Annotated in this window: 12 protein-coding genes; 4 read left to right on the top strand and 8 right to left on the bottom strand. The window is 53.4% G+C overall.

The annotated features are described in order from the left end of the window. The first annotated feature begins 86 nt into the window (after positions 1-86). Together MKZ24_RS04950 and MKZ24_RS04945 are read left to right on the top strand one after the other, a co-directional pair. Entirely contained in the window at positions 87-2,432 is a 2,346-nt protein-coding gene (locus MKZ24_RS04950) for an AraC family transcriptional regulator (protein WP_340781523.1), read from the top strand. 11 nt (positions 2,433-2,443) lie between these two features. Beyond that, positions 2,444-4,099, top strand: coding sequence for an ABC transporter substrate-binding protein (locus MKZ24_RS04945; protein ID WP_340781520.1), 1,656 nt, complete (start codon positions 2,444-2,446; stop codon positions 4,097-4,099). 42 nt (positions 4,100-4,141) lie between these two features. On the opposite strand, the gene nikE is transcribed toward MKZ24_RS04945, so the two are convergent. The 6 genes from nikE to MKZ24_RS04915 all read right to left on the bottom strand — a co-directional run bounded on the left by nikE (position 4,142) and on the right by MKZ24_RS04915 (position 9,794). Beyond that, positions 4,142-4,957 (bottom strand): nickel import ATP-binding protein NikE, encoded by an 816-nt coding sequence (gene nikE / locus MKZ24_RS04940; protein WP_340790053.1) that lies wholly within the window; start codon positions 4,955-4,957, stop codon positions 4,142-4,144. A 20-nt stretch (positions 4,958-4,977) separates the two neighbouring features. Further along, complete coding sequence (locus tag MKZ24_RS04935; RefSeq protein ID WP_340781517.1) at positions 4,978-5,802, bottom strand: ABC transporter ATP-binding protein; 825 nt, start codon at positions 5,800-5,802, stop codon at positions 4,978-4,980. Between the two features lie 19 nt (positions 5,803-5,821). Then, positions 5,822-6,652 carry a nickel ABC transporter permease subunit NikC gene (nikC, locus tag MKZ24_RS04930; RefSeq protein ID WP_340781515.1) on the bottom strand — a complete coding sequence of 277 codons (831 nt, stop codon included), beginning with the start codon at positions 6,650-6,652 and terminating at the stop codon, positions 5,822-5,824. 2 nt (positions 6,653-6,654) lie between these two features. Next, positions 6,655-7,596: a nickel ABC transporter permease gene (nikB, locus tag MKZ24_RS04925; protein ID WP_340781513.1), complete on the bottom strand. Its 942-nt coding sequence runs from the start codon at positions 7,594-7,596 to the stop codon at positions 6,655-6,657. Between the two features lie 21 nt (positions 7,597-7,617). Then, positions 7,618-9,237 carry a nickel ABC transporter substrate-binding protein gene (gene nikA, locus MKZ24_RS04920; protein ID WP_340781510.1) on the bottom strand — a complete coding sequence of 540 codons (1,620 nt, stop codon included), beginning with the start codon at positions 9,235-9,237 and terminating at the stop codon, positions 7,618-7,620. A 206-nt stretch (positions 9,238-9,443) separates the two neighbouring features. After that, entirely contained in the window at positions 9,444-9,794 is a 351-nt protein-coding gene (locus tag MKZ24_RS04915; RefSeq protein WP_042241165.1) for an ArsR/SmtB family transcription factor, read from the bottom strand. Between the two features lie 162 nt (positions 9,795-9,956). On the opposite strand from MKZ24_RS04915, the gene MKZ24_RS04910 reads away from it, so the two are divergent. Beyond that, complete coding sequence (locus tag MKZ24_RS04910; protein ID WP_340781508.1) at positions 9,957-11,369, top strand: MFS transporter; 1,413 nt, start codon at positions 9,957-9,959, stop codon at positions 11,367-11,369. Between the two features lie 135 nt (positions 11,370-11,504). On the opposite strand, the gene MKZ24_RS04905 is transcribed toward MKZ24_RS04910, so the two are convergent. Together MKZ24_RS04905 and MKZ24_RS04900 are read right to left on the bottom strand one after the other, a co-directional pair. Next, entirely contained in the window at positions 11,505-11,672 is a 168-nt protein-coding gene (locus MKZ24_RS04905; protein WP_063776434.1) for a CxxH/CxxC protein, read from the bottom strand. 103 nt (positions 11,673-11,775) lie between these two features. Continuing rightward, positions 11,776-13,560 carry a M3 family oligoendopeptidase gene (locus tag MKZ24_RS04900; RefSeq protein ID WP_340781506.1) on the bottom strand — a complete coding sequence of 595 codons (1,785 nt, stop codon included), beginning with the start codon at positions 13,558-13,560 and terminating at the stop codon, positions 11,776-11,778. Positions 13,561-13,745: 185 nt separating this feature from the next. Between MKZ24_RS04900 and MKZ24_RS04895 the strand changes: the two genes are divergently transcribed. Next, positions 13,746-15,083: a DUF2252 domain-containing protein gene (locus MKZ24_RS04895; RefSeq protein WP_340781505.1), complete on the top strand. Its 1,338-nt coding sequence runs from the start codon at positions 13,746-13,748 to the stop codon at positions 15,081-15,083. The last annotated feature ends 339 nt before the right edge of the window (positions 15,084-15,422 follow it).

The following is a 15,422-nucleotide window of genomic DNA, read 5'->3' as shown; positions in this document are numbered from 1 at the left end:
TCCGGCCATTTAACATTGATTTAACATGAATCCCGAACAGACCTGTTAGGGGCTAGTGTATAATCCGCCTGGGAGGGGAATACATCTTGCGAAAATGGAACTCTGCCTTTGCCGCCTTAGCCGCTTCATACATCTCTGTTGTGCTAATCATTGTCTTCTTGCTCTGCTCTGCCTTCTATCTTTATTTCTCGAACCATTATAAGGAAGAGCTCCAGAGCCGCAACCAGCTTATCCTTGAGAATACAGCCAGAACCATAGAAACCTCCGTACTTGAGCGGGTTCAGCAGATCTATCTGGAGATCTCACTGAACCAGCAGGCAGCGCTCGGTCTGTTACCCGATGCTTCTCTTCCATCGAACCTCAGCAAAGTGAGCAGTCTCCAGGATATGCTGAGCGCGCAAGTGGCGAGTAATTCGGACTTGATCCAAGCTGTACATCTGTATGCCCCACGGGAGCACATCCTGCTCTCCTCGCTATACGGGCTGAAATTCAATGCTGATCAAGGAGCCGGGTCTGCCTACTGGAGTGATTGGGTAAATGGAATGAAGCGTAATCCCCGTAACAACCTGTGGACAGAGGCCCGCTTCGTCCCGGAAGATATTGTGTCCAGCATTCCCGGCGGCAGCGGGAGCCCGTTGATTACCTATGCGCATAGCTATCCTTTTCGTTCCTCCGGTGCCGACAGTGAGCTGCTGATCGCCATTGACCTGAAGGAGAGTGCGGTACGTGATATCCTGCTGAATATGATGCCTGCCCGGGACCAGACCAGCTTTATTGCCACGCAATCCGGAAGGATTCTTGCCGGCTCTCATCAGGATGCGGTGGACCAGGCAGGCACCTATGCTGCCAGCATTGCTAATGCGTTAGCCTCTCCAGAGACATCCGGGAGCTTAAGCCAGGAGATCAGCGGCAGCGCTTACGTTATTTCCTATCAGGATCTGCCATCAACCGGCTGGAAGCTCTTCAACGCTTCCCCGGCGGACCTCTTTTATGAGAAATGGGGGGTTGTCCAGCGGCTCATCCTGTCCCTTTGCCTGTTCGCCCTCTTGGTGGGAATCGGTTTGTCTGGAATCCTGGCCAAAATAAATTACAGCCCGGTCAAACGGCTGCTCCGGACGATTAAGGATCTCTCCGGTTCTGCGCCCGGTCCGGCGATTAACGAATTTAACCTGATTGACTCTGCCTTCACCCGGTTGAACGATAAAGTCAGCAGTCTGGAGGACACCCTGCTGGCCAGCAGTCCGCATATCCGGCAGAATATCATCATGAATCTCCTTCAGGGCACCCCTCCTCAGGCTAAGGTGACCGGAGATCCAGAATTCCTGGGACTGTCGCCGGAGCATACCCGTTACTGCTGCCTGCTCTTGAATACGCGGGGAGCTTATACCCACATGAGTCTAAGCGGGATGCAAACGGCAATGACCGGAATCATCGAAGGGCTTGAGGAGATTCGGCTGCCGGGAAGCCGGATTATCGCTGAAGAGCTTCCGGACAAGCAGCTTATTGTAATCCTCGGTACACGCGAAGCCTCCGGGATTCTCCTTGATCAGCTCTCGGAACTTATCGTGACGGAGACCCGCAAACAGTTTCAGATCGGGATTCAGCTCTCCCGGGGCTGCTGGGTGGATGACATCCGCCGTCTCCATCACAGCTATACCGAAGCACAGACATTAATGAAATATGCTTACTTTTTGCCGGAGATAACCGTCTTGAAGGATCGGGCTCTTCTGGAGAAGGACCATAGTCTTGAGGAGCTTCCGCAACCTGTCCTTGCCAGGTTCAAAGATAAATTGCAGACCCGCCAGCTGGAGGAGGCCCTGGCAGCCCTGGAGCAATTGGTAGCGGCTATGCGGGAAGGCAGTTACCCTGCGGACTATTGCCACTTCATTCTGGCAAATACCGTCTTCATGTATTCCGATGTTCTGAAAAGCGTCCGCTATACCCCTGTCCTTCACGGGCATCTGGACCTCTACAACGAGTATATTGCCCTTGCGGATATCCGGCATTTCCAGGAATGGTTCGACGCGTCCATCAGCACCTTCATTGCCGATACGGAGAAGCGGAACAGTGACCGCGCGTTGTCGGCTATTGAAGCGGCCAAGGAATATATCGGGAAGCATCTGCCTGAAGATCTGTCCCTGGATGTCGTAGCTTCCAAGGTCTTTATCAGCCCTAAGTATCTAAGCAAGCTGTTTAAGGAAGAGCTGGGAATCACCTACACCGACTATATCACCGGCAGGCGGATGGAACAGGCCAAGCTGCTGATTGAGAACAACAACATGTCTATCGAACAGGTTGCCACTAGCGTCGGCTATGGAACTACAGCTTACTTTATCAAGCGGTTCAAGGAAATCTACGGCTGTACGCCGGGGAATTACTTGCGCACCGTGAATACATTACAGCCGCCGCAGGCAGAGATTAGTTTAAGTTAAGGAGGTGACTTATGATTGCAAGCAGACTCCGGCGTTATACCGCCTTCATTATCTCACCTGCACTCTTGCTTCTCTGGGGACTGATCAGCGGCTGCGACGGACAGCCCCCTGCTTCACACCTGCAAGAGCCCGGACCACAGGAGGCTGCTGCTGACGTCCCGAAGTTCAAGATCTCCTGGACCATGCACCAGAATCTGCCTGTCGCTGAGGATGCGGTGATGGTCCGGATTCTGGAGCAGAAGTTCAATGTAGATCTGGATTTCTGGAATCTGGCGAACAATAACTATGAGTCGCTGCTCGATCTGAAGCTGGTTCAAGGCCACATTCCCGACTTGTTCCGGGTCCGGCAGACTCAGGATCTGCTGAAATATCAGCAGCAGGGCCTGCTCGTCGCAATCCCCGAAGACCTGCTGAACACCTACGCCCCCAATATTCTTAAGGCCATCCGTGAGTATGCACCCGCATACCAGGATTATGGCCGTATTAACGGGTCCTATTATGGAATTCCGGTCATCAACCCTACCAATATCTATCGGGTCCCCGTAGTCTACCGCCAGGATTGGCTGGATAAGCTCAGCCTTACGGTGCCAGAGACCCTGGCCGATTTCGAGAAGGTCATCTATGCCTTTGCGAACCAGGACCCGGACGGCAACGGCATTCGGGACACCTACGGGTTATCGCTGGAAGGAATGAATGTCGTCTTCGGCGCGTTCGGGCAGATGGTCTTTACAGATCAGCTCTACTTCAGCCGGAAGGGTCAGGATCTGGTCATTGGCGCCCTGGAGCCGGACATGAAGAAGGCTCTGTACTATCTTCGCAAATGGTACCGCGACGGGGTCATTGATCCGGAGTTCATCACCGGGGAGAACAGCGGAGGCTATAAGCATCTGTCTCATGCCTTCATCAAAGGGCGGATCGGCATGACCTCCATGGGTAATTATTATCACTGGGTTCAGGATGGGGATTATTTAGACTGGAGCCTGGATGACCAGAAGACAGCCAGGCTGGTTCCGGCAGAAGCCACGTTTAACGTGAAGGAGTTAACTGCCAAGAATCCGCAGGCTAAGATCGTATTCGGCCGGCCTGTTAGCGGTCCTGACGGCAAACGCGGCTCCAAAGCCTACGATATGCTGATGAGCTTCACCGCCATTGGCGCGGAAGCTGTCCAAGAGCCCGGCAAGCTGGAGACCCTTCTGCAGATGCTGGACTACGTCAGCGCTAATCCGGATCCGGATGAAGCGACTGCCATGCAATACGGCCTTCAGGGAACCCATTGGGCCTGGGCGGGAGCGGGCAAGAAGGACATCATCCTGCTGCCCCCGTATAACCGGATGTTCAGCTATCAGAATACCATCGGTGCCAATATCGGCATGACCCTGCCTGTCATTCCTTCAGACCGCAGGGATCAGTGGGCGTCTACCTTGGGACTGGATCACGACGGCATCTATAATGCCCTTGAAGTGGCCACCCCTTCTCTTATCAGGAACAGTGCCGGGCTTATCAAGCTAAGAGACCAGGCCTACATTGCCTTCATTACCGGGGAACGCCCGCTGGAGGAATTCGGGGAATTCGTGGAGGAGTTCATGTCTGCGGGCGGAGCGGAGGTGCTGAAGGAGGCGAACGGGTCTTATAAGGAGCTTATTCCACACCAAAACGGTGAGCAATGAGGAGACACTGTAGTCCCCTCATTGCTCACCGGATTACTATCGTTAGGTTACGGAGTCCACGGGCAGATTCCTGTGCCGGTTACGCGGGTGATCTGCAAGCATAGAATCTAGCAAGCCTCGAACGGCGGGATGGGATGACCGCAGGAATTGCTCTTTGCTTGCGTTATATTCCACAATCTCGCCCTTCTCCATGACAGCCAGTGCGTCTGAGATCATATAGGCTGCTCTAATATCGTGGGTAATAAACAGATACGACAAGCCAAACGTAGCCCGAAGGTCATCCAGCAGCCGCAAAATATTCGCCCTATTAATCATATCCAGACTGCTTACCGCCTCATCCAGCACGATTAGCTTAGGCTTCAGAGCAATCGCCCTGGCGATATTGATCCGCTGCAGCTGCCCTCCACTGAACTGGAAGGGCTGCTTCTTCATGTCTGCAGCGCTGAGTCCGACACACTCCAGCAGCTCTCCGACCGCCCGCTTCTGCTCCTGGACCGTTAAGGTCTCATAATTGTGCAATGGCTCGCCAATGATCTGCTCCGCTGTCATCCGGGGGTTCACCGCAGAATAACAATCCTGGAATACCACCTGGAGGTCCCGGCGGATCGCCCTGCGCATCTTGGGGTCCAGCTTATACAGATCCTGTCCCTGGAACCGCACTTCTCCCTCCCGGGGTTTTTCCAGTCCTAGAATGACCCGGCCCAGTGTGCTTTTGCCCGCTCCGCTCGATCCCAGCAGTCCCAGGCATGTTCCCTCTTCAATATGAAGCGACACGCGGGACAGCACAGGGTCTGTCACTTCGGAACGTCTCCACAGGCGGGATGTATAAGTATGGGTAACAGCCTTGACCTCAAGCATGTATTCCGCCTCTATTCCGATCATAGGCGGCTACCTGGCTGCGGGCTGAGCTGAAGCGTGGGCCTCGCAGCGAGCAGCTCCCGGGTATATTCATGCCGGGGATGGTCAAATATCTCATAACACCCGGCCTGCTCCACTATTCGCCCCTGCTGCATGACAGCAACCTCATCGGCCAGCTCCGCAATCACGCCGAGGTCATGGGAGATCAGCAGAATGGCGGTTCCATGCTCCTGCCGCATCCGGTCCAACTGCCGTAGCACCTGGAGCTGATTCGTCACATCCAGCGCCGTAGTAGGCTCATCGGCAATGATCACGGACGGTTTCAAGCACATCGTTAAGGCCAGCATCACCCGCTGCAGCATGCCCCCGCTCAGCTCAAACGGATACTTGCCCAGCAGCGCTGCAGGATCGGGCAGATTCACACCGGCCATGGAGCGGATCGCCTCTTCTCTAGCCTCTTTTTTACCCAGCTTACTGTGCGTACGGATCGCTTCTATCATTTGCACACCAATAGTGTACACCGGAGAGAATGCCGTCATCGGATTCTGCATGATCAGAGCCAGCTGGCTACCGCGAAGCCCGCGCATCTCCTTCTCCGGAAGCCCGTTCAGCTCACGGTTATGTAACCGGATACTGCCTTCAATCACGCTTGTCTGCCGTTCAAGCATCTGCAGGAGTGCTAACGACGTAACAGTTTTTCCGCTGCCGCTCCCTCCCACAAGACCAAGGACATGCCCCGGCTTCAGATTAAAGTGAACATCCTCTACAAGGGGCAGAATTCCCGCCGCTGTCTCCACAGATACTTTCAGACCCTTCACCTGCAGCACATATTCCGATTGTTCCATGATTCGCTCATTCCTTTTTCTAGGAGCCTCTTTTTACACCATACCGCTCAGACAATGCTTCGCCAAGCAGATTAAACGACGCTACAACCATGATAATCATCAGGCCCGGATAGAGCATCAGCTGCGGGTGATTGCGGATGAAGGATTTCCCCTCGTTCAGCATAGCCCCCCATTCCGGTGTAGGAGCCTGGACTCCCAGTCCAAGAAAGGACATGGCGGAGATATCCATAATCGCCCAGCCCATCTCCAGGGTACCGATCACCACAATGGAAGGCAGAATGTTGGGAATGAGGTGCCGTCTCATAATCTGCCATGAGGAGGAGCCGCTGATGCGCGCTGCCGTAATGAAATTCCGTTCCTTCAGGCTGACTATCATATTACGAAACATCCGGGCGTAATACACCCATTGGACCAGCATCAGAGCGATTACTAATTGAGACAGGCCCGGACCCAGTATCCCGATAAGGCCGAAGACCAATATCATACTCGGAAAAGACATGATTCCTTCACACAGCCGCATAAGCACAGCGTCCAGCCACCCGCCGGTATACCCTGAGACTACGCCGACGAATAGCCCTACCCCCAAGGAAGCTGCAAAAATAAGGGAAGCGAAGCCCAGCGATATCCGGGTTCCATACAGTAGCCTGGACAGATTGTCCCGGCCAAGCTGATCTGTGCCCAGCAGGTATTCCCACGAGGGTGGACTGAGCTTCATCGCCAGATTCACCCGTACCGGGTCATGTGGTGAAATCCAGGGAGCCAGTAGACCGGCAAGACCAAATAGCATCAGGAGGCTGCCGCAGATGACGATCACCCTCCTGCCTTTGAACCCACTGCTTAAGTACCTCATCCTTAGCTGGCCCTCCCTTTACGCGCAATCCGGGGGTCCAGGAACAGCTGGAGCAGATCTGCTGCCAGATTGCTCGTGACGATCACACAGACGGACAGCATCACATAGCATTGAATCACCGGAATATCGCGATTCACGATCGCTTCAATGAAGTAACGGCCGAACCCCGGCCAGGAGAATACCTGCTCCACGATAATCGCTCCTGTCAGCAATTTCCCCAAATTCATGCCCAGTCCTGTAATTAGCGGCGCTATGGCAATTCTCAGCACGTACTTATACAGAATTACACGTTCCTTGATCCCTCTGGCCCGGGCATAACGGACATAAGCCTCCTTCAGCTCCTCCAGGACCGTGGTCCGCAGCAGACGCGCGTAGATGGCAATGAGCCAGAGCGCGAGGGTGATGGAAGGAAGAATCAGGTGCTGTAAGGACCCTCTGCCTTCTACAGGAAGCCATTCGAGCTTGACCGATATGAAGAACATCAGCAGATATCCAATCCAGAACACGGGAACACAGGCACCGATATAAGCAAACCCCCGGATAACGTGATCCACCAGCCGGTTTTTGTAGATAGCCGACAGCACCCCAAGCGGGATGCTGACAACCAGTGCCAGAAGAATGCTGGCCGATGCAAGCTGAATGGTCGCGGGCAGCTTCTGTGCAACTTCCTCCCACACCGGCATATTGGAAATATAGGAGTTGCCGAAGTCCAGCCGGAGAAGCCGGGTCACAGACTGGACGTATTGAGCCAGCAGCGGCTGATCTAACCCGAATTCATGCCTTTTGGCTGCCAGCACTTCATCATCCGGATGGATATGGGCTGCAGCCAGATAGGCCTCAGCCGGGTCCACAGGCCCTACCCGGATCATCACAAACATCAGAAACGAGGAGAACAGAATGATGGGAATGATGGATAGAACTCTTTTTCCTATATAAACGCCCATTGGAACCCTCCCGAAAGCCGGCTACTTCTTATCCATTCCGTACAATGGATACTCATCCCGGTTGGACGGGAAATTGAAATCAGTCACATCCTTCTGGTACACTGCAATCTGCTTGATGTAGGAGATCGGAAGGATCGAGGATTGTTCCTGCAACGTAGTGAGAACAGAGCCGAACAACTCGGTACGGGCTTGGTCATCTGTAGTAGCCATGCCTTCCTTGATCTTCTTGTCAATCTCGGCCTTCATCGGCAGGGCAGCCAGTGTATCTGAGACCCCGAAGCCTTGCTGCACAACGGCTGTCATGAAGGAATGCGGGTCATACGGCGCACCGAAGGTAGAGTAGAAATTCATATCGAATTCATTGGCTTTTCTACGCTGGATATAGACGGTCAGCTCTACACCCGTGATCTTTAGGTTAACGCCTATTGCCGACCATTCGGCCTGCAAGGTCTCCGCCATTGCTTTCTGGGTCAGATCCGCCTTGTCATAGATTAGCTCCAGCTCAAGCGGCTCCCCATCCTTCTCCCGGACGTTTGTACCAGAAGCCAGCTTCCAGCCCGCCTCGTCCAGAAGCGAGTTCGCTTGCTCCACATCATACTTAACAGGGCTCACTTTAATATTGGCGTAAGGCAGATTGGGAGGCAGGATATAGTCTGCCTTTTCCTCCAGTCCCAGCGTTACCCCTTCTACCATCGCTTCCTTGTCAAAGCCCATGCTAAGCGCTTGGCGAACCTTAAGATCGGCCAGTTTCCCGTTCATGGTATTCAGCACCAGATTACGGGTTGCGATCGGATCAGACAGCTTAGTGACGTACTTCCCGGCACTCTCAAGCTGTTTGTATGCGTCATAGCTAATCAATCCTTCGCCGTAGATCAGGTCTAGATCACCTTTTTCGAAAGACAGCACACGGGTTTCCGCATCAGGAATAACCTTCACAACCACCTTATCTACCTTGGGCTTCTCTCCCCAATAATAGGGATTCGGCGTGAATGTTGCAGATTCATCCTTCTTATAAGTGCTAAGCACCCAGGGTCCGGTTCCAATGGGACTTGCCACTCCCTTGGACGTATCGCCATCCTCAGGGAAGCCCGCCTCTCCAAGAAAACGTACAGGCCGTACAACCGCAAGATCATACAAAGCCGGATAATACGGCTCCTTCAGCGTAAGCTGGAACGTAGTATCATCAAGCGCTTCTGTCTTCTCAATCAGCGGGATCACCCCCAGCCAAGTGTGCATCTTCATATTATTCAGGACTGCATCCATATTCCTCTTCACAAGCTGTGCGGTAAAAGCCGTGCCGTCAGAGAATTTGACGTTACTGCGGATCTTGAATGTGTATACCTTGCCCTCAGGCGATAGCGTCCAGGACTCGGCCAGAGTGGGGACAATCTTCCCGTCCTTATAACTGACTAGCGGCTCATAGATCATAGATTGGGCTAGCAGCTGAGACGGATTATACAAATGCGGATTCATCGGTCCAATATCCCGGGGCCACGCCATCGTGATAGTCTTGGCGTTCTGCTCTCCTGCAGCGTCCGATGAATTTCCCGTATTATTCGTTGAACAGCCTGCTGCCACCATAGAAATAGCCAATAATACGAGCAGGCCTTGCAGCAACCTCTTGCCTCTAGATGCAAACATAGTGTTGAAGCCTCTTTTCTAATCGAGAATGATTATCATTATAAATTAAAATATTACTTTACTTGACACAATTTTGTCAATGGTAACGCTTGTGATTCCTATACATATATATGGGAAAGAAAAACCACCCCAGGGCGCTGGAGTGGCAGTTAAGCATAGGGTATATGAATTATTATTATACTCAATCGGCAATTACCTTATGGTAGCTATTCTGTCTCTTCCCCCGGCTCCCCGAACCCCTCACCCGGCTCAGACATCTCATAAGCATTCAACACCGAATCCAGAAGCCCCGGAAAACGCTCGTCCAGATCCTCTGTCCGCAGCGACAGAATACGCTGCGTGCCCTGCGCCTGCGTGTAGACAACACCCGCTTCGCGAAGCGTCCGGGCATGATGAGTCAGGGTGGACTTGGCAATCGGCACCTTGAAGCTATTGCAGGCCTGGGCGCCATGTTTGCGAATTTCCGACACTACATATAAACGGACCGGATCACTAAGTGCATAGAGCACGGAAGCGAGCTGAATGTCCTTGCGGTCCGGATGATGGAGCAGCTTCATAAGTAAGACTCCTTTGGATTACAGAAATGAATTTAAATTTCATCTTCCTACTTCATATTTATATTTTATTCCCTAATTGCATTTTACATTAGCGCATGCTATATTTCAATAGTTCGTAAGTAATCGAACTATACAATAACTTTAATAAAGGAGTGGCCACCCATGAGCTCATCACATACAGCTGCGGACAATACAGACTTTCCAACCGCAGCTCCGGAAGCTACTCTTCCGCGCGAAGGTTTGCTTACTCTGTTATTCAGCGTTGCTGTTGTTCTCGTCATTATGAATACAGCGATGTTCAATCTGGCATTGCCTGATGTGACCGAGACCTTCGGCATCACAGCAGCATCCGCCTCCTGGATTGTTACCGGGTATTCCATCATGTTCTCTATTGCCTCAATCACATACAGCCGGCTCTCTGACTTCCTGCCGATCCGCCGGCTGCTGGTTATCGGGCTGCTTACGCTAGGACTTGCTGCCGTGGCCGGTTTCTTCAGCACCAACTTTATCTTCCTGCTTATTGTGCGCATTCTGCAAGCTTCGGGAGCAGGCGCAGTCATGTCCTTATCGCTCGTCCTGTTCACTCGTTATGTCCCGCAGGCCCGCCGCGGCAAAGCAATGGCAACGATCATGTCCGCCGTCTCGCTGGGTCTGGGACTCGGGCCCGTAGCCGGAGGTTCCATTGTGGAGTATCTGGGCTGGACCTGGCTGTTCGCGGTCACCGCAGCGATTCTGCTCCTGGTACCGCTGTTCCTGATCCTGCTCCCTAAGGAAGTTCCTACCCGCGGCTCCTTCGACATCCTGGGCGGTGTGTTCCTCGGCGCTGGCACCACCGGTCTGCTGCTGTTCCTGACCAGCGGACTGTGGGTTGCCCTGATCGCCGGACTTGTAGCCATTGCCTTGTTTGTCGGCCGCATCCGCACCACACCTGACCCATTCGTGATGCCGGCGCTGTTCCGTAACCGGTCCTATCTCGTGCTGGCCCTCGTTGGTGTCGCCTCCTACCTGTGCAGCTTCGCCACCTTGTTCCTGCTGCCTCAGATTCTGGTTCACCGCTTCGGCTTCAGCGCCAGCCATGCCGGACTGGTAATTTTCCCCGGCTCACTGCTCGCGATCTTCGTCTCCCGCACCGTGGGTCGGATCATTGACCGTTACGGCAATGCCGGAATCCTGCGCTTCGCACCGTTCCTGGTACTGGCCGCAACAGTACTATTCGCCTTGTTCGCCGGGAAGTCATGGGTTGCCGTCATGCTGGTCTACATGATTATGAGCCTCTCGTTCACCGTCCTGTCCAGCAGTGTATCAAATGAGATCTCGCGGATTCTGCCTTCCTCGCAGATCGGCTCCGGGATGGGGCTGTTCCAGCTGCTGCAGTTCTTCAGCGGAGCGTTCAGCGTGGCGATGGCCGCAAGCGCTCTGCAATGGCAGCGGGGCTTGCCGCTCTCAGCGGCTTACTCCAACATCTACTGGGGATTATCCATTGCGGCAATCGTCGCAATTGTATCAGCCTTTATATATGGGCGCAGCAGCCAGAGCAGCACGCTGGCCGAAATGGCGGAAGCCGCAGACGCCTAACAAGCTTACGCTATTTTTTCCCGCAGGCACTTTGCCTTGGTCTCTTGCTGCAGCTATCCGCCTGCAGAACCCGGAACGCCAAAACACCCCGCAGCCTTCATCACGGCTGCAGGGTGTTTTTAATTACAGCAGTCCTCAGACCACCAGATATTCCGCATTCTGCTCACATTCCGCACATTTCGCCGGCGGGTCCCAGTCCGAGAACTCCGTCTCCTTCAGATCCACTACATCGGGTGCATCCTCGTACTCGTCCACAAATTTGTCGATGGCCAGCTCTACGTGTTCCTTACACACTACATACATTCAATCAAGCATCCCTTTCTGTGCCGCTGCGGTGTATACTTCTACTACTGTTCTACCACATTTCCCGGCAAAAAGGAACCTTCCGCAGCGCAAAATCCCCGCCTTATTCCCGCCCCGTAAACTTATCAATATCCCCGGCAATCAGCCCGAGCGCATCCTGCCAGAATGCCAGTGAATGTACATCGATATCCATCAGCTTTGCAGCATCCGCAATACTCCGGGTACTGGTCGCTGAGAGGAACTGCTCATAGCGTTCTACGAAGGCCCCGCCCCGCTTCTTGTACTGCGCATACAGCCCTTTGGAGAACAATAACCCGAACGAATACGGGAAGTTCAAGAACTCATTACCCGCCATATAATACCCGGCTTTGCTGATCCACTGGTAAGGATGAATCGAGTCCGGCAGCACACTTTCACCGTAAGCCGCATGCATGGATTCCAGCATCAGCGCGTTCAGCTCCTCCTCAGACAGAGCACCGGATTTCCTGCGGGCATATAACCGGCTCTCGAAGCAATACCGCGCATAGAAATCAACGATATAATACCCGGCATCCGAGAGACTCCGCTCCAGTATGGCAGCCGCTTCTCCCGCAGGCAGAGACTGAAGCAACTCCAGATGAATCAGACTCTCGCAAAAAATCGACGCCGTCTCGGCAATCGGAACCGGATATTCCGTGTTAACCATCGTTTCCCCGCAGAGGCGGCTGCTGTGGTACGCATGACCGATCTCGTGGGCCAGCACGCTCACATCTATATAATTGCCATTGAAGCTGGTAATGATCCGGCTCTCCCCAACCGGGAAAATATCAACGCACATCCCGAAGTTGCCTTTACCGCTCCGCGGTTCGGCATCGATCCAGCGCTGCTCAAACACCTTACGGGCGAATGCGCCAAGCTCCGGGCTGAACCTGCTGAAGCCGGCAATAATCATCGTCTGGGCCTCAGCATAAGTGATGCGCTCCGCAGCAGCTTCCGCCATCCCGACAGGCGCAAAAACATCACAAAAAGGCAGCCCTCCCGCATGCCCCAGCAATGCTGCCTTTTTGGCATAATAACGCTGAAAGTCCGGCAGGCTCTCTTCGATGGCCTGAAGCATCACCTGAAGTGTCTCCTGGTCCATCCGCGATGCTTCCAGCACTTTATGCAGTGGTGAAGCATATCCTCTCAGCTCATAGACGGCCGCAGCCTCCCCGGTTACGGCATTAATACAGGCTGCACTCTGCTCTGCTACCCTGCGGCAGGCTTCGTGCTCTGCTTCCGCCGCTGCCCGGCGGACCGCAGGATCGCGATCATAGGCGAGATTACGCAGCTCCGCAAGCGACAGACTCCGGTTCACCCCGTCCAGCTCTGCCTCGACCCGCAAGGTAGACAGCGTCTGCATGTACAGCCGCTCCCACGCCTTGGACCCTGTAGCCTGCATCCGGGCAATCACCGCTTCGCCTTCCTCGCTGAGTAAATGCTCTGATTTACTCTTAAGCTCCCGCAAGTAGAAGCCGTGCTGCTCCAGATAAGCGCCCGAAGAGATGCTTGCCTCCAGTTCATCTGCGCTTACCTTCGCCAGCCATTTGCTGAAGCAGACCAAGGCTTCACCCGCACCATAAGTGACCTCCTCCAGCTCATCCATTAGATTAACGGCTTCCGTATTACTGCTGTCTGCACTGAACCTTAATTCCGCGTAGCTGAACAAGCGAAGATATATATGTTGATACCCATTATATTGTCTCAGGAACTCTTCCATCACACCGGCAGCATCCTGCCCGTTAATCATCTGCGAGGCTGACCATGTATTCAGCTCCCCGGCAAGTGTCTCCACCAGCCTGCGGTCCTGCTGAAATTGCTCCGACTGGAAAGAGGGATAGATTCGGTCCAGATCCCATGTTAATTGCATCTTCTAACATCCCCTTATTTATAGTCGCAGGAACAATTCATCCTCACATGCTTCCACCCTGTTCTTAGACGACTTGCAGGAAAATCCATTCCAGTATACCATGCCCGCCAAATTAGAAGTCTATGGAAATAACAGCTATAATCAACTATACCAAGTTACTACCGATTTCCCGAAAGGAGCACCGCATGGTCAACCAGTCTATTACCGAAGGAGTCATACGTACACGTTCGAAGCTGCGCAGAGATTTGCTGATTTCTATTTTTGACGAGTTCGACGGCAGCATCATGGCCCTATCTCCTGACCGGAGAACGGAGAAATACAGCAAAATGGCGCAAAATGCCTTTTCCTTCTACCGGGGCAGCGCCTATCTGTTTTATTTTGACACGACAAGGCAGTACTTCCCTTACCATAGCTCACCCGGGCGCCCTACATGGATTCAAGGGGACCTGCATTTCGAGAACTTCGGCGCTTTCCGCAGTGAAGACGGGGAGATTGTGTATGATGTGAATGATTTTGACGAGGGGTATGTCGGCTCTTATCTGTATGATCTGCTGCGGATGGCAGTCAGTATTGCGCTTGCCGGCAGGCAGCTCGGAATGAGTCGGACAGAACAGCTTAAGCTGAGCCGGAGTTATGCGGAGGCGTATTACCGGCAAATTCACCGCTTTTGTGATGGTAAAGACAATCCCGGTAACTTCACCCTGAATGAGAATACAGCCAAAGGCCCCGTCAAGAAGCTGCTCCGCAAGCTGGAGAAACGCCGGCAGAGTCATTTCCTGGAGAAGGTCACTGCCCAGATGCAGACCAGCCGGGTATTCCTCGAGACCTCGGAGCTGCTGATTCCCGGAGCTGCTGAGCAGACACAGCTGGAGCTGGCCTGGAGCTTCTATACACAGACAGTGGTTACACGCAGCCTGAACGAGGAGCATTTCCGGATCAAGGACATCGCGGTCAAGCGCGGCTCGGGAACGGCTTCCATCGGACTGGACCGCTATTATATTCTCATTGAAGGCGGCTTGGAGCAGGCAGGAACTGACGACACCGTACTGGAGGTAAAAGAAGTCCGTGTTCCCGTTCCCGCCTATTTCCTGCCCTATTCCGACTCGTTCTGGCAATCCTTTGCCCATCAGGGCAAACGTGTATCCGCGACCCAGCAGGCGATGCACCACAAGGCGGATCCATACCTCGGCTTCTTAACAATGGACGGCCGGGAGTTCTATGTCAGAGAGCGTTCCCCGTACAAAAAAAGTCTGAAGCTGGAGAATATCGCAGACATGGATGAGTTGACCGTAGTTATCCAGCAGATGGGCAGCCTGACCGCCAAAATGCATGCCCGCGCCGATGCCGATGTCGACAAGGGAATTCTCGACTATCACAGTGAGCAGGAGATCGCCAAGGCCATGGGTCCCGATTCGGATGCCTTTGCCCGTTATATCGCAGAGTGGGCTTACGGCTATGCCGGGCAGGTAGAGAAAGACTATGCCATGTTCGCGGATTGGGTGTCGGAGCAGTACGGTATATAACGGGCGGGTCCCCCTTCTGATTAAGCGCAGTGAATTCTACTTTGGACAATCGCTTCTGAAGCGCAACAGATATACAGATATACAGATAATGCCGCTTTCGTACATCTGTTGCGCTTAACTGCACTTGGTACAACTAAAAGGTCTGATTCTCGCCCCGGCATCCGTTTAATTGTATTCTGTACACTTAAGCGGCCCTATAAAGACCGCATTAACGAATTCGGGCTGATTTAGTTGTATGAACTACAGTTATAGTCTGCAAGTGGACCTCATCGCTGTTTTTAATTGCACATTATACAGCTATCCCGGAGATTCCGTTTGAATACCCTTCCTCCAATGGAG

It is taken from the genome of Paenibacillus sp. FSL R7-0297, assembly GCF_038009025.1.
Lineage (GTDB): Bacteria > Bacillota > Bacilli > Paenibacillales > Paenibacillaceae > Paenibacillus_AQ.
The sequence above is the reverse complement of the archived record's forward strand: the minus strand, read 5'-3'. Positions and strand labels throughout refer to the sequence as shown.

What these genes read in the sequence shown, in the direction of transcription:
- MKZ24_RS04900 (WP_340781506.1), bottom strand. Translation starts at nt 13,560, where the DNA reads ATGCAATTAACATGGGATCTGGACCGAATCTATCCCTCTTTCCAGTCG.
- MKZ24_RS04915 (WP_042241165.1), bottom strand. Translation starts at nt 9,794, where the DNA reads ATGAAGCTGCTCCATCATCCGGACCGCAAGGACATTCAGCTCGCTTCC.
- MKZ24_RS04935 (WP_340781517.1), bottom strand. Translation starts at nt 5,802, where the DNA reads ATGGAACAATCGGAATATGTGCTGCAGGTGAAGGGTCTGAAAGTATCT.
- MKZ24_RS04945 (WP_340781520.1), top strand. Translation starts at nt 2,444, where the DNA reads ATGATTGCAAGCAGACTCCGGCGTTATACCGCCTTCATTATCTCACCT.
- nikE (WP_340790053.1), bottom strand. Translation starts at nt 4,957, where the DNA reads ATGCTTGAGGTCAAGGCTGTTACCCATACTTATACATCCCGCCTGTGG.
- nikC (WP_340781515.1), bottom strand. Translation starts at nt 6,652, where the DNA reads ATGAGGTACTTAAGCAGTGGGTTCAAAGGCAGGAGGGTGATCGTCATC.
- MKZ24_RS04910 (WP_340781508.1), top strand. Translation starts at nt 9,957, where the DNA reads ATGAGCTCATCACATACAGCTGCGGACAATACAGACTTTCCAACCGCA.
- nikA (WP_340781510.1), bottom strand. Translation starts at nt 9,237, where the DNA reads ATGTTTGCATCTAGAGGCAAGAGGTTGCTGCAAGGCCTGCTCGTATTA.
- MKZ24_RS04895 (WP_340781505.1), top strand. Translation starts at nt 13,746, where the DNA reads ATGGTCAACCAGTCTATTACCGAAGGAGTCATACGTACACGTTCGAAG.
- nikB (WP_340781513.1), bottom strand. Translation starts at nt 7,596, where the DNA reads ATGGGCGTTTATATAGGAAAAAGAGTTCTATCCATCATTCCCATCATT.
- MKZ24_RS04905 (WP_063776434.1), bottom strand. Translation starts at nt 11,672, where the DNA reads ATGTATGTAGTGTGTAAGGAACACGTAGAGCTGGCCATCGACAAATTT.